Origin of the sequence: Rhizobium leguminosarum, from assembly GCF_019798305.1 — a bacterium.
In the GTDB taxonomy this organism is placed as follows: Bacteria; Pseudomonadota; Alphaproteobacteria; order Rhizobiales; family Rhizobiaceae; genus Rhizobium; species Rhizobium leguminosarum_U.
The window spans coordinates 73,186-91,308 of record NZ_JAAXDD010000005.1 but is presented as its reverse complement, the minus strand read 5'-3'; the positions used below and the strand labels follow the sequence as shown (position 1 = coordinate 91,308).

15 protein-coding genes are annotated in these 18,123 nt (G+C 57.1%); 7 read left to right on the top strand and 8 right to left on the bottom strand.

Going from position 1 to position 18,123, the window contains the following annotated elements; genetic code table 11:
- Nucleotides 1-26 precede the first annotated feature (26 nt).
- Entirely contained in the window at nucleotides 27-1,100 is a 1,074-nt protein-coding gene (locus tag HFO99_RS10530) for an endo-1,4-beta-xylanase (protein ID WP_222361050.1), read from the bottom strand.
- 205 nt (nucleotides 1,101-1,305) lie between these two features.
- Between HFO99_RS10530 and HFO99_RS10525 the strand changes: the two genes are divergently transcribed.
- The gene (locus HFO99_RS10525) at nucleotides 1,306-1,680 is read left to right on the top strand and encodes a hypothetical protein (RefSeq protein ID WP_261323107.1); all 375 of its coding nucleotides are present in this window, start codon (nucleotides 1,306-1,308) and stop codon (nucleotides 1,678-1,680) included.
- Nucleotides 1,681-1,856: 176 nt separating this feature from the next.
- Here HFO99_RS10525 and HFO99_RS10520 read toward each other — a convergent pair whose 3' ends face one another.
- Nucleotides 1,857-2,747 (bottom strand): DUF6030 family protein, encoded by an 891-nt coding sequence (locus HFO99_RS10520; RefSeq protein ID WP_222331249.1) that lies wholly within the window; start codon nucleotides 2,745-2,747, stop codon nucleotides 1,857-1,859.
- A 543-nt stretch (nucleotides 2,748-3,290) separates the two neighbouring features.
- Between HFO99_RS10520 and HFO99_RS10515 the strand changes: the two genes are divergently transcribed.
- From HFO99_RS10515 to HFO99_RS10490, 6 genes are all read left to right on the top strand, one after another.
- Entirely contained in the window at nucleotides 3,291-3,716 is a 426-nt protein-coding gene (locus HFO99_RS10515) for a helix-turn-helix domain-containing protein (RefSeq protein ID WP_064247952.1), read from the top strand.
- 9 nt (nucleotides 3,717-3,725) lie between these two features.
- The gene (locus tag HFO99_RS10510; protein WP_222331250.1) at nucleotides 3,726-5,573 is read left to right on the top strand and encodes a peptide antibiotic resistance protein; all 1,848 of its coding nucleotides are present in this window, start codon (nucleotides 3,726-3,728) and stop codon (nucleotides 5,571-5,573) included.
- Between the two features lie 20 nt (nucleotides 5,574-5,593).
- On the top strand, nucleotides 5,594-5,806 hold the full coding sequence (locus HFO99_RS10505) for a hypothetical protein (RefSeq protein ID WP_222252213.1): 213 nt from the start codon (nucleotides 5,594-5,596) through the stop codon (nucleotides 5,804-5,806).
- Nucleotides 5,807-5,848: 42 nt separating this feature from the next.
- Nucleotides 5,849-7,042 carry a YcaO-like family protein gene (locus HFO99_RS10500; protein WP_222361046.1) on the top strand — a complete coding sequence of 398 codons (1,194 nt, stop codon included), beginning with the start codon at nucleotides 5,849-5,851 and terminating at the stop codon, nucleotides 7,040-7,042.
- Entirely contained in the window at nucleotides 7,039-7,746 is a 708-nt protein-coding gene (locus tag HFO99_RS10495) for a TfuA-like protein (RefSeq protein ID WP_064247948.1), read from the top strand. The genes HFO99_RS10500 and HFO99_RS10495 overlap by 4 nt, the downstream gene beginning before the upstream one ends.
- 103 nt (nucleotides 7,747-7,849) lie before the next feature.
- Nucleotides 7,850-8,098 carry a hypothetical protein gene (locus HFO99_RS10490; RefSeq protein WP_222331252.1) on the top strand — a complete coding sequence of 83 codons (249 nt, stop codon included), beginning with the start codon at nucleotides 7,850-7,852 and terminating at the stop codon, nucleotides 8,096-8,098.
- A 370-nt stretch (nucleotides 8,099-8,468) separates the two neighbouring features.
- Here the strand turns inward: HFO99_RS10490 and HFO99_RS10485 are convergent, their stop codons facing one another.
- The 6 genes from HFO99_RS10485 to HFO99_RS10460 form a co-directional block, all read right to left on the bottom strand.
- Nucleotides 8,469-8,675: a hypothetical protein gene (locus tag HFO99_RS10485; RefSeq protein ID WP_004676311.1), complete on the bottom strand. Its 207-nt coding sequence runs from the start codon at nucleotides 8,673-8,675 to the stop codon at nucleotides 8,469-8,471.
- A gap of 1,209 nt (nucleotides 8,676-9,884) precedes the next feature.
- Nucleotides 9,885-11,054 carry a glycosyltransferase family 2 protein gene (locus HFO99_RS10480; protein WP_222361044.1) on the bottom strand — a complete coding sequence of 390 codons (1,170 nt, stop codon included), beginning with the start codon at nucleotides 11,052-11,054 and terminating at the stop codon, nucleotides 9,885-9,887.
- The gene (locus tag HFO99_RS10475) at nucleotides 11,051-12,805 is read right to left on the bottom strand and encodes an ABC transporter ATP-binding protein (protein WP_222331254.1); all 1,755 of its coding nucleotides are present in this window, start codon (nucleotides 12,803-12,805) and stop codon (nucleotides 11,051-11,053) included. Before HFO99_RS10475 ends, HFO99_RS10480 begins: the two co-directional genes overlap by 4 nt.
- Entirely contained in the window at nucleotides 12,798-13,874 is a 1,077-nt protein-coding gene (locus HFO99_RS10470; protein ID WP_222331255.1) for a glycosyltransferase family 2 protein, read from the bottom strand. The genes HFO99_RS10475 and HFO99_RS10470 overlap by 8 nt, the downstream gene beginning before the upstream one ends.
- Before the next feature lie 7 nt (nucleotides 13,875-13,881).
- Entirely contained in the window at nucleotides 13,882-16,884 is a 3,003-nt protein-coding gene (locus HFO99_RS10465) for a trifunctional glycosyltransferase/class I SAM-dependent methyltransferase/polysaccharide deacetylase (RefSeq protein WP_222361042.1), read from the bottom strand.
- Complete coding sequence (locus HFO99_RS10460) at nucleotides 16,878-18,098, bottom strand: glycosyltransferase family 2 protein (protein WP_222331257.1); 1,221 nt, start codon at nucleotides 18,096-18,098, stop codon at nucleotides 16,878-16,880. The genes HFO99_RS10465 and HFO99_RS10460 overlap by 7 nt, the downstream gene beginning before the upstream one ends.
- Nucleotides 18,099-18,123 lie beyond the last annotated feature (25 nt).

The following is an 18,123-nucleotide window of genomic DNA, read 5'->3' as shown; positions in this document are numbered from 1 at the left end:
TGTTAGCGTCTCCGTTGTCTTGTGCATCACATCGCCTCTATTGCCCGCCGGACACCGTCGATCGCACTTCTTGGCGCATTATTTTCGTCGTAAAGATTAACACGCTTCGTGCAGGCGGCGGCAGGATCGGCCGCTTTCTCATCGCGCTCGCCGTATTTTTCCGACATGCCCCATACTGTCACGCCTTTCAAGTCGCCATGTTCGGCCGCCACGGTGATCACGTCACTGAAAATATCGGCGTAGGATGCCGGCGTGAAGGATTTGTCGCGGTTCAGGAAGTGGCAGGACGCATCCAGTTCGGTGATGAAAACGCCGACACCCATGTCCTTCAGCGCCGCGCAGAAGCGCCCCATTCCTTCCGGATCGATCCGGTCGAGACCGGGGCGGAAATGCGCCTGCAGCCCCACCGCATTGATCGGCGTTTTTTTTGCCACGAGATCCTCGACGATTTTCAAGATGCGTGCACGCTTCTGTTCGAACACGTCGGATTTTTTCTCCAGATGCGTTTCGTTGAGCACCAGCGTTGCGCCGGGATTGGCCTGGTGCGCCATGTCGAAACTCATACGAATATAATCGTCGCCAAGAAGGCGTCGGAAAACACAATCCCGCAGATCCGGTGCATCATACTCTAACGGTTCGTTCACCACATCCCAAGCATCGATCGAGTTCTTATAGCGAGTGACAACCTGTTTTATATGACGGTTCATCGCCGCCTGAATGGTCTTTGCGTCCGTGATATCCGACACCCAGCCCGGGACGCGATACCAGATCAGCGTATGGCCATAAACCCTCATGTTGTTTTTTCGTGCAAATGCAACCATGCGGTCGGCACTGCCGAAGCTGAAAACGCCTGGTCTCTTTTCCGTCGCATTCCACTTCAGCTCGTTTCGCGGCGTTATCGAATTGACGTTGTCTATGTAGATTTCGGAAGCGATTGGATCGTTGATGTTTGGCAGGTCGATTGCCGATCCGAATCGGAACGACTTCTTGTCGGCAAGGGCGCGTAACCCGGCAGCGGCAGGCACCTGTGCCAAGGCCTGGCCTGCACGAACATTTAACAGAGCGAGCGGAAGCGAGGCGAGGAAACGTCTTCTATTCATTCTATCTCTCACTGTTAGCTTTTTTCATGTCCGCGGTGGAATTTGAAGGACCGAGCTCGTCGGCACCGATCCACCAGGGGATTCGCGTTCAATTCAGCAGGCTGATGCAACCTCAAATATACTTTCCCGGCAGGGGATATTGTCAGTGTCTGCTAGACTTTTCAGCATACTCCAAGAGATAGACCGCTGGGGGAGGGCGCTGGTGATGGAAGATTGGTCTAGCTATCTGATGAGCAATTTTTATATGGCATTTCCAAATGCCGTTTTTTTTATGGCGACCGTTCGAAACGATCTGTCTCTTCTCGATGACCGGCAGTTCGCTGCCCTTGTTCTCGGCATCATCGGCGTCATTTTCCTCCCGTTCGCAGTGATCGTCAGAATGTCGTGGCGGCTGCGTCGATCCGAGATCGTCATTCGCTCGCTGAACGATGGCCTTGCGCAAATCACACAGGACCTCAATGTCGAGCGTGTCTGGCGCCTGGCGGGTGGGGACAGCACCGAACGGCCGAATGCGGACAGTTTGAAAGAGCTCTACAAGATTCTGGCCAGACATCATGACGATGTAAGTAACATGGCGTGATGGCCGGTGTTGGCGTGAAGCCAGAAATCGACAACATGTTCGCCTTTCTCCAGGTCGCGAAGATGCTCTATCTCTTTGTTTTCGCGCAAGTCCTGTGAAACCGTTGAACGGTTTGCTGACGCGAGGATTGAAAGAGTTGAAGCGTCATTTGTGCGTCTGAAAGGACGCACGGGGCTCTAACGCGGGTGTTCCTGACTTGCTGCCGGGGCCTCGGCATCGGGAGGCCTGGAGACTGCTTCCGGTTGCGGGCTATCGGTCTCGACCGCGGGGTCCGGCAATGGCAGCCATGTTCTGCCGGAAAAATAATTTCTCGTTCTTTTCTGAGCTCCTGAAGTCGCATCCAGCGAGAGTGTGAAATTGTAATTCCCGGGATTGAGCACCTCGCGGGTGAAGCTGATGCTGGCTCCGAATCCGTCTTCCTTGATGTCCCTTAGATTTTTGATCGCGTTCAGGGTCTCGTGAAAATCGAGCCACTGCGGTTGCCGCAGGATGATTTCGAAGATTCGCAGAATGCCGGGATCGAGCTGGCCATTTCGATCAGTCTCGGGATTGATGATTTTCACGCGCATATTGTTGATCGTGCCGGCGGCGTTGCCGCGAACGATGACGAAGATGGACTTTGGGAGCTGATCCTTTTCCCGCTTGCCGCTCTGCTCGAAAAAACACTCGAACGTATCGGCGTTGAAGCTCGTCGCTGCCCAATCGCTGGTCTCAATGCCGGCATTGCGTAGTGCCGCACACATCGCGGCGCCGGATATCCGCCATGTCCGTAGAAAAGTCGAGGCGGCCTGTACCACCGGTGGTTCGATGGCATGCAAGGGAAGCTTAAAGCTGGCTGGGGGCGTGGGGCGGGGAAGGGCTTTGGGTGGAGGCGGCCTCACTTCATGGGGAAAGAGATCGAAGCCAAAATAATGGCTGACTGTCTTTAAGTGTTTCCTGTCGTTGGAAAGCAGCACCGTCCCCATGACCAGTGAGAGGGAAATCGTCAGCAGCAACCAGAAGACCACGGGAATCCGCGGTTTCCCCACAGGCTGTTTCGCATATGCGGACGATGAATTATCGGGCAAGCTTGTCTTCTCCGGCGCGCGAGAAGGGTTTCGATCGGGCTGGCTAGAGCATTTCCGTTTTTCTCCAAGCCACGGAACCCGCGCAACTCCGGACGCAAACCGCTGCGCACTTTTGCTGGAATTGCTCTAGACCCAGCATATACATTCAGCCGTTAAATATCTTTGGCTTCGTGTCGGCAATTGGGCACCTTTGTGCCTCGCCATCAGGAAGGCGCGCTGCATATTTTGGATACCGGCTTCGACAATGTTCGTTTTGAATATGTTGGAAGGATTCCCGTTTTCGCCAAGTCGATGATCGCTGTTGTGCAAAAGCCTCTTAGACACGGCGTCGGAGCTGCGCTGGTTTCGAACGGGATTCGTCCGCTGCGACGTGGGCGATAGGAGCACCGCGCCAAATGGCACCCGTTGCAATAATCCACAGGTTGCTTTTACTGTGTGCACTGCTGAAAAAAACCCTGACGAAATATTTACTTTTAGTTGCATTATTGGTTAAACTCTCCATTATACAGCGGGGCGTGCTGATAACGCGGGAGACTTATTCACATGAAGGCTAAATCGCCGAATTCGATCGACGTCTATGTTGGCAACCGCGTGAGAGTTCGGCGGAAGACGCTCGGGATGACCCAGAACGGCTTGGCCGAACTTCTCGGCATTACCTTCCAGCAGATCCAGAAATACGAAAAAGGAACGAATAGAATAGGCGCCAGCCGCCTTCAACGCATATCCGAGATTCTTCGCGTGCCCATCGGCTTTTTCTTCGAGAACGGCGGCACCGGGCCGATCGACGGCCAGACCAATGAATTGAACAGCTTTTTGTCCTCGAAGGAGGGGCTGGCGCTCAACAAGGCATTCATCGCCATCGAGGACCCGAATATCAGGCAAAAGCTGGTGGCGTTGGCCAAAAGCCTGGCAGCTGCGGGGTTGCCTGACAGCGACAGTGAGTTGCACGATTCGGTTATGAACAGCTGAGGACGGATTGTGCTCCATCTGCAGACATTTGGCGATCTGCGGTTGATTGAGACGAATGGCGATCCGGTTCGCTATCCGATCAAGGGCCTGTTGATGATGGCCCATCTCTATGCCGGCGCGGGCCATGAACTCAGCCGTTATGAATTGGCGCAGTTTCTATGGAATGACGTCGAAGCTGATCTGGCGCGGCTCAATCTGCGCAAACTGCTTTCCCGCATCCGCGAGACAGATGGCGGACGCGCCGACATGCCCTTCGATTTCACCGCCACCACGGTTCGTCTCGACACGCAGGCAGTTTCCAGCGATCTGGATATCTTTCGCACCGGCGGTTCGCCGCTGGAGCGGCTGAACGCGATCGCCGAACTGACCCAGCGCGGGTTCATCGGAAATATCAAACCGGCGACAAAGTTGATAGAGGCGTGGATCAGGGCGCAACGGGACGCTCAGGCGCTGCAGTTGCGGCAGGCACTGCTGGATGCGCTGCCGGATGCGCAAAAGCCGGGTGCTGCGCGCACCATTTCCAACGCCGCCCTGCAGATCCTCGAACGGGATCCGAATGACGAGCAGGTCAGAGCCTTACTGCACCAGCTGTCTGGCGGTTCGTCCCTCAATGAGAGATTGCCGAACGGCGATGGCCATGCCCGGGTACAGGTGAAGCGCTCAGAAGCCGGTGGTGAGACACCCACCGACATCGAACGTATATCGCCGATGCCGCTGATCTTGCCTCGCCTGGTGCTGCTTCCCCCGACATCGAAACATGCCGATGCCGGGCTTGCGCTTGCCAACGCCCTGATCGAAGACGTCACGATCGAACTCTGCGCGCTCAGAAACATTTCCATCGTCGCGCCGCATACGGCCGGTCAGATCCGCCGCGACTCCGAGAAGGCTGCCGTGGTCGCCCGGCACTCGATCGCCTATCTCTTGGATACAAGGCTTTCCGAAGAGGGATTATTCGCCCAGTTGGTTTATTTTCCGACGGACGAGATCATCTGGGCCAATCGCTTTGCGATGACGCCCGATACATTGCCGCGTCAGAGACGGCTGATCGCGCAGCAGCTGACCATGTCGGTGGCCCGCGAGCTGGCTGAAAACGAGGAAGAGCGCTTACGCTTCGAAGCCAATCCTGAGGCCTATCACGCCTATCTGGTCGGCTCGAGCCTGATGAGCAAGTTGACATTGCCGCATATCCGCCGGGCACGGAAGGCATTCAAGCAGTCATTGTCGCATAAGGCGGATTTTTCTCCGTCATTTACCGGGCTGGCGAGGACCTTCACCAGCGAGTGGCTCGTGACGGCGCAGGGAAACAACGAACTGCTGCATCTGGCGAAACAGCATGCACTTCGGGCCATCGAGCGGGATCCGGCATCGGCGGCGGGCCACCGGGAACTCGGCGTCACCAAACTCTACCTCGGCGATGTCGACGCCAGTGTCGCAGCACTTCATCTGGCGGAAGAGCTCAGCCCGCATTTTGCCGATGTCATCTACAGCCATGCCGACACGCTGGTGCATGCATCCCGCCCGGGCGATGCGCTCGCCAAGATCAAAAAGGCGATTTCGCTCAACCCGATCGCGCCTGACGCCTATCTCTGGTGTGCTGCGGGAGCGAGCTTCTTCCTGGAGCAATACGAGGAGGCCATCGTCTATGTCGAGACGATGAAAGACAAAGCGCCGGCCCATCGCATCGCCGCGGCCAGTTGCGCAATGATCGGCGATCGAAAACGGGCGCTTTTCCATCGGCAACGGGCCGAAAGCATCAACCCGGTCTTCGACGTCGAGAAGTGGCTCGCTATCGTCCCCTTCAAGGAGCATTGGCAAAAAGAGCTATACCGGGAGGGCCTGTTGAAGGCCGGTTTTTAACAATAACGTAGGGGCGTTACATGGCGAAAGCTGTCATTATAGGTATACCCGGTGAGGCGGGTCTTTGGCTTGCCGATCTCGGCGCGGGTACGGTCAAGTCTCTCAATCCGACGGGGGATTTGGCGACCGCGAACGACCTGCGCAAAGCCGGCGGCACATTTGTGAAGGGCGTTGACCTTGCGGTTGCCGTTTCGTCGGCGCAGGTTGCCCTTTCCGGTCACGTCGACGGCTGAGCCGGCACTCTGACGGACCGGTCCATATATTCCGACAGGATCATGTCGCCGCGGGAAACCCTTTCTCGCGTCGAACCTTTTTTGGCCGGATTCGGCATTACCAGGGTTGCGCGACATACCGGACTGGACGACATCGGAATCCCCGTCTGGTGCGCATTCGCCCCGAACTCCCGCTCGATCGTGATTGCTCAGGGAAAGGGCCTGACCGATCTCGATGCCAAAGTATCCACGGTCATGGAAGCCCTCGAACGGGCGGTTGCCGGGGAACCCTCCGTCGATCTCGTCCGCGGCACCTCTTCCTATCTGCAGGCGATGGGGCACGTGACCGACACGCTGAGCTGCCTGATCGCTGTCCATAAACCCGATCTCGGACCGGACGAGGAGACCGAATGGGTTGCCGGGATCAATCTCCTCACCGGCGATAAGGTTTACATCCCCTTTGAAGCGGTGGTGCTCGACCGCACACGGGACGCGCGATACTGGATGTCTTCAGACGGCCTCGCGTCGGGCAACGATGCCGAGGAGGCGATCTTTCATGGCGTCCTGGAGCGTATCGAGCGTGACGCCCATGTGCTGTGGCAGGTGGGCGCGGAAGCGGATCGTTATGCCGGCTGCGTCGATCCCCGCGGCTTCCAGGACGTTGCTTTGGACGGGCTGATCGACAAGATCGAAACATCGGGATTGGCGCTCAGGCTCTTCGATATCACCAGCGACATCGCAATCCCCTGTTTCACCGCCATGCTGGGGCCTAGAGATCTCGTGCCTGGCTCCCGGGATCTTCACGGAGACAGGGACATTCGCCTCGTCGAGGTGACCGGCGGCACCGGCGCTCACCCGTCTCCCGTGCGCGCGGCCATTCGGGCGGTGACGGAAGCCGCGCAATCTCGGCTGACTTATATCAGCGGAGCCCGGGACGATATTTCTCCCGCAACTTTCTCACGATGCTTGCCGCCGCTGATGCGGCAGGCCTTCGCTGCGGTTGCCGCACCGCCGGCTGCCGCCATCGGCCTTGATGGGGTGGCCGGACATGGGCAGCAGGATCTGGCCCGCTTGCTGCAGCATGTGCTTGACCGGCTACGCAACAGGCGGATCGCTTCGGTGATCGCCGTGCGCCTCAGCGACGACACGCTTCCCTTCAGTGTCGTCAAGATTGTCATTCCCGAGCTCGAAAATCCGGAGGGGGAGCGTGCCCAGCGGTTCGGAACGAGGGCGCTTGCCAGGACAATAGGGTTTTGAAGATCATTTTCGCAGGCCCCAGTCTTCCCGATGCGGCGTCGCTTGCCGGCGAGGGAATATGCGTCCTGCCGCCTGCGACGCAGGGCGATGTCTTGGCGGCGGTGGAACAGGGCGCCAATGTCATCGGCCTGATCGACGGCGGTTTCGAATATGCTGCACCGGTCTGGCACAAGGAAATTCTTCATGCTCTTTCGCTGGGCGTCGCGGTTCTCGGGGCGGCAAGCATGGGCGCGTTGCGCGCTGCCGAATGCCATCCGTTCGGCATGATCGGGATCGGACGCATTTTCGAAGACTATCGCATCGGCCGGCTGGTCGACGATGCCGCCGTCGCACTCACCCACGCGCCGAGCGCGCTGGGCAGCAAGCCGCTCACGATACCGCTCGTCAATGTCAGCGCAACGCTCGATGTGATGGAGGATAGCGGACTGTTGGAAAGTCGGTTGCGCCAACAGCTGGAAGATGCCGCAGGCGCGATATTCTTCAAGAAGCGAACGTGGCGGGCGGTCGTCGAGCAATGTGCAGGGCTGGCCGAGCAGGATCGTCCGCGACTGCTGGCGGCACTTCTGTCGAATGCAGTCGACCAGAAACGCATCGACGCCTTGGAATTGCTGAAAGCCGTGCAAGACGTTCGCGATATTCGGTCGAATGCCGATCTGCCCTGGAAACTGCACGAAACTTCGTTCCAGACGCGACCTGCATTGTGAACCGAAGTCGGCAATTGTCACCGGGAGTTGTGTCACGCTTTTTTCACGGGGTGGATCACGTCTAGGCGCGTATCATTTCTTCAATTCATTGGAGAAATGGGGCATGGGCGTGACATCGGTTGGCAAGGGGGAAGCAGACCAAGGGGCGGAAGACGGTCTGGAAGAGCTCGTCGCATTGGCGCGGATGATTGCCTATGCGCGACAGGTCGCCCAGGATATCAAACTGCCGTTCGCGACGAATTGCCTCGACCTTGCGCTCGAGGCAGTGAAGCAGGAGGTCGGGGAGGGCTTGACCAGGGAATTGGCTGAATTGAGCTCCCCGGTTCCGCAAGTGAGCGTCAGAAGCCACTAGACCGGCATGCGTCCGATCGGACGCGCTGGAACGCTCTACCCCTTCAAATCCATGCATAACCCCGGAAATCAGCATCGATTTCCGGGGTTATGCATATGTTAGTGTCCAGTGAGCGGTCGATCGAAATCCATTCTGTCAGCTGGCGCGAATTATGGATTGGGAGAAGCCCAGCTCGTTCTGGGCGGACGCATGCGCTGTTGAGTGTGGTTGAGCGTTTTATTCAAAAGCTGTTCGACATCATCGCGCGGATGGTTTCGGCGCAATCCGTAAACGATTCCGTTGACGTTGCCTCCGGGCAGGGAAGCGGCGGCGATTTTGGGTCTCGCACATCGTGCGGACGATGGGCCGATTGACGGCCGATCCATTGACCTCAATGGGTCAAATTGCGCTTCTGGGCCAGCAGTAAAATGTAATCGTCGGCAATGTCTGCGATCGCCATTGCGACTTCCGCCGGATCGCATCCCTCGACCTTCGTATTTGCAATGAACTGATAGACCGCCTTTTCGATCTGCTTCCGGCAGATCATCACGCGCTCATCGTAACCAAATTCCGGAATCTGCGATGCCATATCACTCATCAGGTCGGCTCCCTCGCTACTTACAGTGACCATGACACAAATTATAAGTTGAGCAAGCAAATGCTTTATGAAGGGTTAATTCGCGGCCGAGGTGCGACCAATTCGACACAGGTCGGGGCATGCCGGGGGCTCCGATGTAATGAATCAGGACTGTCCAACCTCGCCCAAGCATATCAGTTGTTTCGTATCGGGCGACTCGCCAAGAGGATAGGCATTTCTTACGCCGCAGGTTTTGCGTCGGTATTTCCGTTGGCGAGTACAGCCTCATATGCCGGCGTTTGAAATGACAGACCGAATGCCGTTGGGCTAAATTGGCCGGTCCAGCTCGTATCGAACTATATAATATCTTTATGTGTCAGGGTGTTAATATTTCGTGCAGCGGTGTTGAATTGCATCGGCAACTTTTCCACGCGCGGCCAGTCCAGGACAACATCACCAGTGTGCCGGCAGGTTGTCGGATCGTTGAGAACCGGGGAAGGGAAATAGCTTTCGGGAGATTTCCAGCCATCGCGCGAAAACTAAACGCCGATGCTTATGAAATGAAGAAACTAATTAAACCGGTACCAATAAATGAGTATAACAAATAAAATTTATCAAAAGGTAAAAATTATGATTTTCAGATAATGGTTGTATTTAAATATCAATATAAGACGGTCAAAATTATATCAAGAAATAACCATATGATGTATATTTCTTGATAATGGCATCAATAATTATCAATTTCTATTAAAAAACAATATCAACTTTATGACGGATTGCTCCGTCTCCGAAATTTCATTGCAGATCTCAAAAAATCGCGCGCTCAATTGAAATTTTTATCGAAATATTAAGCAGGGGAGCCGGCACTTCGACCTTCACCTGCCGATGATGCGGGATTTTCTCATCAAGCCGATCTCAACAGCGTAATATCGTCATCCGAAGTAAGATCTATCTATGCTGATGCAATGATAATGGCGACCGCATTTGTGCAACCAGCCGAGAAGGAAAGTTGAGGACCCGCCGGGGTGGTTGGCGGGTCCTCCAGTCGGAATGCTTGCACAGTGCGTAGGTATGATTGCAGTTAAAATCGACATTGTCGAAGATTATTATTGGGGTATTTCTTCTTTCTTTAGGATACTCTCTTTTCTAGCAGTTGCTATTCTTCATTAAGATAAAAGTTCGTAGTACAAAATAGCGAGATAGTCGCAGGCTGATGGAGAGCAAGGGTTGTCAAACCTTTGGATGTTTGACGGTGCTCGATCTCTCCGGCGCGACATAGCGGCCGAGCAATGAGGTCGCCGCAGAGCGTTTGCCAGACCGATCGATCTCAGACAGGCGGCAGAGCAATGTCTTCGTTCTGAAGCGAGACCAACCGCCGACCAAGGGGAGAAGCGGGTCTATCTCTTCGAATTTCCTGAGATTCTTTTGCTTTTGTTCCGTAGCCGGCCAGACTTTCGACAACACCCTGCGTATGGCTCTGTCAGCTTTTGAAAAGATCAATCTGGCGAGGATCCCGGAGGCGAGCATTGGGCTATGATGGTAAATGTGTTTGAGCGAGGTCGCAGCGCTGGACCAATCTTTCAGAGCGGCAAATTTTGAAAATGCATAAAGATGCGCCGAAGCGCGGGCGCAGCTGACGACAAAAGCCGGAAGCTGGGGATTGCGAGCGATGCATTGCTCGGTCACCGCCAGGAGCGATCGCGCCATTCGTGACCTGTCTGAAGACATGGCTGCGGAATGTGATCGATAGCCCACCAGACCCAACGGCACTGTCTCGATCTTGAAATGTTCAGCGGTGCGGAGTTCGAAATCGAAATCCTCGCATCCTCCAATTCCCTTCCTGGCATAGCTTGAATCGTAGCCGCCGATCTTGTCGATAACAGCGCGGCGAACCATGAAGCCGCTGCCGTTGCCGACGAAGCGGAATACGAGATGACGGTTGAGAATGCTGTCCCGGGCGTTCAGCGACGAACCGGATCTCGTGCAATATCCTTCGGTATCGATGAAGCGGTGAAGGGCATAGACCGCGCCCCAGGCGTCCGGCAGGGGGTGGAGAGCCGCAAGCATTCTTTCAACATAGGTCGGATGCCATAGGTCGTCCGCATCGAGGAAGGTGATATAGGCGGATTTCGATGCTTCGATCCCGGTATTGCGGGCAGCAGCGACGCCACGGTTTTCGGTCGACAGAATCCGGATCCTTGAATCACTCGCGGCGAAACGGCGACAGATCGAGGCCGTGTCGTCCGTCGAACCGTCGTCGACGACGACGATCTCCAGCGCCTTGTGGGTCTGGTCGCTGACGGACTGGAGCGTGTGGGCAAGGTAGGGGCTGGCGTTATAAGCAGGGATAATGACGGCCACTTGAATGCGGGATTTGGTTGGCATCTCCATCTCCGTCACCCGAGCTTGGATGTGGGGGTGGGTGGGCGGAGATCGATCCGGTTCTTCATCAGCCTGGCCACAGCGGGCCGATGGCTAACGACAATCAGCGTTCTGCCAGCATCTTCCTTCATTGCCGAAAATACCCGCATCTCGGTCTCTTCGTCGAGCGCGCTTGTTGCTTCGTCCAACAGCAGGATCTGAGGCCGGCCGGCGAGCGCGCGCGCCAGACCTATGCGCTGCCTTTGCCCGCCCGAAAGCCGGATCGCCTCGTCGCCCAGCCATTCATCAAAGCCATACGGCAGATCTTTGATGAACTCCGTTGCGCAGGCCACATCGGCCGCCCAGCGGATATCCTGCTCCGAGATATCGCGACGAAACCGGATGTTGTCGAGGACCGTGCCCTCCATCAGTTCAACATCCTGGCCCGACACGGAGAGCAGTTGCAGCCAGCTGGACCGGTCGATGGTTGTCAGATCCCTGCCGTCGACCGTGATCCAGCCCTGGGTCGGCGGGTTGAGATCGAGGATCATGTTGAGGATTGTGGTTTTGCCGGAGCCGCTTGGCCCTGTCAGAGCCGTCGTCTCGCCTGCTCTGATTGCGAAGCTGAGATTGTGAACCGCCGGTGCGTTCGATCGCTCATAGGCAAACGAGACGTCGTGGAAGACAATCGCCTCCGCGAGGCGGCTTACCCTTTCCCCTTGCGAGGTCTGCTTGATGTCATCCTTTTCTGAAAGCAGCGCCAGGACGTTTTGCAGCGACGCTTCCATCTCATAAAGGCTGAGAATCTGGGAATCAAATCCCTTGATATGCGGCTGAAGCCTGTAAAGAAGGATCGTGGCCGAGAGCGCCGCCTTGAAATCGACCGGCAGGAATTCCGAGGACAGAATGATCGTCAGGATGACCCCGAAGGTCAGGATTTCGCTCAGAAGCGAGGTTATCGCTCCCATCCAGTCCGACCGGCGCCAGGTTTGGCCGACATCGTTGGAAAGCACCTCGAAGAGTTGTTGGTGACGCTTTTCCATGCCGAAGCTTTTGACGGCTTTCAAAGTCTGTAGCGTTGTCCAGCTCAACTGTGTCAACGCTTCCACCGCAGCCAGTGCAGAGGCGCCGAGACGGCGGTAGGCGCCGGCAAAGAAACCCAATACAAAATTATGGATGAAGCCGAAGGCGAGCGCGAGCAACGCGATCGGCCAGGCCATGACCAGCATGCCGACGCCGAAAATCACAATCGTACCGAAATTGACCCCCAGACGGACCAAGCTGGCATGCGCCGACGACACCGCATAGGATTCGGTCGCGATGACGTTGATCAGGTCGCTGCGCTCATAGTCTTGAAAGCGCTGGAAGGGCATGGTCAAGACCTTGGCGTAGAGGCGGTCTCGCATACGGTCGCTAATTCGGTGGTTGACCGCGCTTGCAATGAGCGAATTGGCGCATCCGAGAAAAATCCGGAACAGGATGGAGCCGATCAGGATGCCGATCAGGACAGGCTTCGAAAGACTGAGGTCAATACCGCCAAAAAACGCTGGAAGCCATGCCACGGCGGAGCCGGAAACGGGACCTTGCTGCCCGAGAAGAAAGACGAGGCTGACCAGAAAGGTGATGCCGACCATTTCCGAGAACCCTGTGAGAATTCCCAAGATGATCATCACCGTCATCTTGAGCCGCAGCGCTGGTACGAGTTGCCGAAGCTCGCGAAACCGAGACGCTACAACCAGGTTGTAGGCTCTTGCGGGTTTAGCAGAAGGCGGCTTTCGAAACCTATTCATTGTTGACCATCCGGGAAGAGGCCAGACCTATTGCCTCTTTGGCAGGCATGGGCATGAAACGATCGCTGAATGCTGTTCCGGGTTGCGGGAGGGGCGCGCTCGCGATGTGGGTTTTCGGCCGCGCCGAAGACGTGCCGAGGACGCGCTTTGCCATCCGGAGGCAGCGTTTCGCTTGGCGCCAACCCTGCTGCACGCCATGGGCGATAAGGCGCAAGGAATATTTTCTGACCATCATCGGTGCCAGCTTTTTGATCTGGGCAAAATCGTTGCCGAGAAACGCCTTCGCGAAATACCAGCGCGCCGTGTTGAACTCGGCTGTCTGGATGTCGCGCGTAAACTGCGGATAGCGCGTGATGATCGGGGCCATCACCAGGGCGTGGGACTTCAGCATCCTGTAGGCGTTGCTGGACATATTTCCCTTGGTAAAGCGATAACCGGTCAGGAAATCGGGAACCAACGCAAAGGGCAAGGTTTCGGCCAAGGCCAGATAAAGTTTCAGATCCTCACATCCTTCGGCGCCGTTGTCGCGCAGGCTGGCGTCATAGCCGCCGCAGCGAAGAATGTCCGTCCGCGGCATCAAGGGCGTGCTGCCATTGCCGATGAAGTTTTCCCGCAACAGAGGTTCGAAGATAGTCCCTTGATGTAGGACTGGTCGCGAATGACCGAAAATGATGCCGTTTTCGTCGATCGCCGCATACCAATTGTAGGCGACCCCGCGTCCGTCCGGAAATTTCCTTATCGCCTCAAGCTGGAGCTCGATTTTCCGGGGGTGCCATAAATCATCGGCATCGACGGGAGCTATGTAAAGGCCGCTGGCCTCCCGGACGCCATGGTTGCGTGCGCGCGCAACCCCACCATTCTCCTGGCGGAGAACACGGACACGGCGATCGGTCAGGCTGTGGTCGCTCGCAAGATCGAAGGTATTATCTCGCGACCCGTCGTCGACCACAAGGATTTCGAGCTTGTCATAGGACTGGCTGGAGACGCTTCTCAATGTTTCGGCAAGCGTCTTCTCAGCGTTGTACGCCGGTATGACGACGGTGATGAGAGGGGCCGCAACGCCGGTCATGGTATTGTCATCCGATATAAGCTCCCGGCAGGCCCATAAGTTCAGGGAAGGCTTCAAGAGGACGATCGCCACGGACTTCGAGGCGTGGCAGACCGAAGAGATTATCGGAAAATGTGGCTTTTGCCGGTCGTGTCGTGAAGCCGATCCGGTAGCCGGCAAGCGCCAGAATGCCCGGGACCCTGAAGTCTGTTCCGCCATAAGGAATTGCGATCGATTCCACGGAGCTGCCCAGCCGGCTTTGCAGCGCATTGCGCGATCGCATGGCTTCGGCCAGCAGGGCTTCGTTGTCCATCGCACTGGCTGGTGTGTGGGATGCGAGGTGGGAGCCGAAGCTGATGCCCTTCTGGTGCAACTGCTGAATATGCGACCACGACATCAGCGGTGCAGTCTCTCCATAGGCCGAATCCCAGTCCGACCGACCGCCGACTTTATCAGTCACGACGAATACGTCAGCGCTGAAATCATTCTCGGCAAGGATCGGGAAGGCGTCCTCCAGGAAATCCAAGTAGGCATCGTCGAAAGTCAGCATGACCGGCCGGCCCTGGATCGGCTTGCCGCTGCGCAGAAGCCCCGCCAGGGTCTGCGCCGTCACCGTGTAAAAACCCTGTCGCCGAAGAAACTGCATCTGCTTGCGGAAGGTCTCCGGCGGCGTGCGGAAGCGCTGGAGTGCCGCGGGTCCTTGCTCTGCGATCCTGTGATACATGAGAATGGGAACCGAGGTGGTGACCTCCGTCGTCCATGCCGCCCCACGCTCAGTGCCAGCCGGGCCCCAGATGATGTGCTTTGCGACATCCGCGTCCAGCGGAGTTCCATGCCGCTCGACCCGCAGGACAGGATCTGCCACCGGGCCTTTCCTAAACCGGTGGATGGCGTAAAGTTCGGTTTCGATCGTCTCTTCCAGGGCCAGCTCAGGTTGTGCGGCTAACAGCTGTTTGATCGTCCCGACACCGAAAGGATTGTCCCAATCGAAACCGGTCCGGTTGGGCTCGTCCCGGCGGATATGGGCGTGAGCAGTGATCAGGTAGCCATTCGGCTTCACCGCTGCGGCCATCTTCTGACAAACCGCCGCAAGCATCTCCTCGTCTTTCATGTAGTAAAGGACTTCGGAGCAGATGATGAGATCCTGTTCGGGCGGAACATCGCTCTTGACGAAGTCAAGCACGCGAAGCTCGATGTTGCGATGGTCGCGGCACCGCTCGACAGCGCGGTCTATTGCCCGCTGGGAAATATCCGTGGCCGTCACCCGACCAACCTTTTGCGCCAGCTTCTTGGTAAAGATCCCCTCGGCGCAGGCGAGTTCGAGGGCCTTCTCGATCCCTTCGGGGATGAGGCTCAGGGTCTGCGCATATTTAACCTGCTCGTAGACGGAGACGTAATTCCATGGATCCGGGCGTTCAAAGATATGCTCCCAGTACTCTTCTTCCGACTGAACGTGGGTAGCTCCCTTTTTTTCGTCGGGCCGCAGCCGAGTGGGATTTCGGAACCGTGGAGCCAGACCGCGTTGGAGATTTTGCAGCATGTCGGACAGTCGGGCGTCGTTGTCTTGTTTGTCGCTTGGCGCGCAGGCAAGAAGGGCGTTGCGCCCGATACGCACCAAAATTCGTTCGAGACGTCCTCGCCGCTGGCCATTCCGGATGATCAGCCCGCCGAAGGCTCGGTAGCCGCGCAATGCCTCCCTTGTCCACGAACTGATATAGACGAGGGTGGGCGGCGTCTGCAGATGTTCTTCTGCCTGCATCTCATGCATGATCAGCCTGATCTGCGCCCGGATCGAAAGATCGCCCCAGAATGGCCCGACAAAGGAGCCGACATGTTGCCCGCCGGACACGGCGTGCATGATGAGCGTGTCGGCTGGCTCGGCCTTGGGGATCCGCGAAAGCGTTTCGAGAGCGGCACTGACCACCTGGACATTGCCAAGCGTGAAAGACCGCAAAGGGTTTGCGGCGGATATGTGCCAAGAAGCGGCCTCAATGATCTTGCGCCCAGTGCCAGGCAGGGAATGTTTCTGAATCAGCTGGATGAGCAAAAGGAACGTCGGCCGCCATTTATCGAGTACATCAATGAGATCGTCGGCCCGATCAGTAGAGAGCCCCGTCTGCAGGCCATGTAGGATTACACCGGCAAGAAAGTTTTCGTAGCCCGCGGCGTCCGGCATCTCAGGCAGAAGCGCTGCAAGGGCTGCAATATCCAAAGTCGGATCGAGCTTGGCCGCGACGACCCAGGCTAGCATGCGCAGCTGGCTGACGGGGGGCGTGATCCAGCCTGTCTCCGGCCCCTCGGCCGACAAGCCTTGCTGCATCTGCAGCGCTTGCGCCTTCGATGTCACGCGAATGGCGTCACGCACCATTTTGGTCGGATCGCCGGAGAGCGAGTCCGCCTTCATGCGATAGAAAGCGAGGCACTTGTCGACGCGACGAAATTCGGCGCCGGAAAAGGCCATGCGAAGCCAAAGATCCCAGTCCTCGCAGGTCTGCAAGGTCTCATCCATGCCTCCCAAAAGCTCAAAAGGGCCTCTGGGAAAGACAACCGTATGGATGGCGAGTGCACAAAAGGAGGAGAACTCACGCTCGGCGACGTCTCCCGTCAAGATGGGAGGTTGTTCTACCTGCATAAGCCTGCCGTCTGGGGCGACGCGGCGGAAGGCGCAATAGGCGATGGCTGCTGAAGATGAATCCTCCGCAACTGGCTGCATGTTTTCGATGAAGGTCGGATCCAGCCAGTCGTCGGCATCCAGCATGCAGAGCAGGGGCGCGGCTGCCAGTCTTGCGGCGTGGTTTCGCGCCGCGGCGGCGCCGGCATTCGGCTGACGGGCGGGGAGAATGCGGCTGTCCGTTTTTGCAATGCCCTCCAGAACCTCCCAGGTGCGGTCGGTCGAACCGTCATCGACCACGACAGCCTGCCAGTTCGTTCGCGACTGCTGCTGCAGGCTGGCAAGACATTCGGCAAGCGTATCGGCTGCATTGTAGGCGGGGATGAGGAATGAAATGTCAGGCGTCGCGGCGATCACCATGCGGGCCTCTTCCATCGCCGCAGAACGTATAGAGCACCATTTACGCTTCCGAGCATCTCCTGCTTCAGGAAGATGTCGTGCGACGTCGTGCCTTTGCGAAGACGTCTTCGGAGCCTTCCGGCGTAATATTTCGGAAACGAGAGCAGGATGCGCCGCAGATTGGCGTTATTTCCGGTGTTCTGATACTGGACCAGCAGGGCTGCGACATGGCCACTCATATATTGGTAGATCTGTTTGGCGAGCCCCTTCATATCCTTGCGATGAAAGTGCCAGGCTACTGCCGTCGGCTCGTAGCGGCAGACATGGCCATGATGGAGGAGCCGGTTCCAATATTCGGAATCGCCTGAGCATCCGGCAGCGCCCATATCCAGGCGGACATCGAACAGGCCGATCTCGTCGAAGACCTTGCGGCGGATGGCCTGACTTGCGCCGGCTCCTATCGTCCAGACCGGAGCGCCGTAACGTGTATCCCTGGTATAGAAGTCCTGGTTGAAATCCTGCCGCAGATAGCCCCTGCCGAAACTCCAATGCTTTTCGAAGATAAACTGTGCGGGCGTTGTGAGTTCTCCGGGAAGGACCAACCCGGTTACGCAGGCGATCTCCGGCAGATCGAACCCCTTCATCAGGTTCTCCAGCCACCGCTCGTGGAGGACGACGTCATCGTCCGTAAACGCGACGAATTCGGTTCTCGCCGCGCGAACCGCCGCATTGCGCGCATAATCCAGCCCGACCCGATCTTCACGGACATAGGTTGCGCCCGATTCCTCTACCACGCGACGTGTTGCCTCGCCAGCAGAGGCATTATCCACCACAATGATCTCGACGGGGCTGAGCGACTGTTTGGGGATTGAGGCCAGGCAACGGCGTAGTTCCTCCGGCCGGTCCTTTGTGCAAATCAGAATGCTGACGTCACGGTTGCGCACAGGGGTTTGCGCGACTTGACGCGCATGCTCGAGCGTCTCGGGTCGCACGACACGCTCGGCCAGTGCCGACACCGTCTCGGACCTTTCGATATAGGCTTGTCCTACGGGAAGACCATCCGACAGAAAGACCACGAGCCCATCAGAGACCGGGGGCGAAACGGCATCGAGGTGAGAGGCGGCGAGATCAAGATAGTGAATCGGTATGGGAAAACTTATATCCTTCAGATCGGACGGAATTGGTTCTCGCATCATCACTCTCTCAATCGCACCGTGAACATACGCCAGCTGCACCCAGGACGCGAGCCTCGAAAGTCAT

What these genes read in the sequence shown, in the direction of transcription:
- HFO99_RS10470 (WP_222331255.1), bottom strand. Translation starts at nt 13,874, where the DNA reads ATGACCGGCGTTGCGGCCCCTCTCATCACCGTCGTCATACCGGCGTAC.
- HFO99_RS10500 (WP_222361046.1), top strand. Translation starts at nt 5,849, where the DNA reads ATGTCGCCGCGGGAAACCCTTTCTCGCGTCGAACCTTTTTTGGCCGGA.
- HFO99_RS10465 (WP_222361042.1), bottom strand. Translation starts at nt 16,884, where the DNA reads ATGGTGATCGCCGCGACGCCTGACATTTCATTCCTCATCCCCGCCTAC.
- HFO99_RS10475 (WP_222331254.1), bottom strand. Translation starts at nt 12,805, where the DNA reads ATGAATAGGTTTCGAAAGCCGCCTTCTGCTAAACCCGCAAGAGCCTAC.
- HFO99_RS10515 (WP_064247952.1), top strand. Translation starts at nt 3,291, where the DNA reads ATGAAGGCTAAATCGCCGAATTCGATCGACGTCTATGTTGGCAACCGC.
- HFO99_RS10525 (WP_261323107.1), top strand. Translation starts at nt 1,306, where the DNA reads ATGGAAGATTGGTCTAGCTATCTGATGAGCAATTTTTATATGGCATTT.
- HFO99_RS10485 (WP_004676311.1), bottom strand. Translation starts at nt 8,675, where the DNA reads ATGAGTGATATGGCATCGCAGATTCCGGAATTTGGTTACGATGAGCGC.
- HFO99_RS10490 (WP_222331252.1), top strand. Translation starts at nt 7,850, where the DNA reads ATGGGCGTGACATCGGTTGGCAAGGGGGAAGCAGACCAAGGGGCGGAA.
- HFO99_RS10530 (WP_222361050.1), bottom strand. Translation starts at nt 1,100, where the DNA reads ATGAATAGAAGACGTTTCCTCGCCTCGCTTCCGCTCGCTCTGTTAAAT.
- HFO99_RS10505 (WP_222252213.1), top strand. Translation starts at nt 5,594, where the DNA reads ATGGCGAAAGCTGTCATTATAGGTATACCCGGTGAGGCGGGTCTTTGG.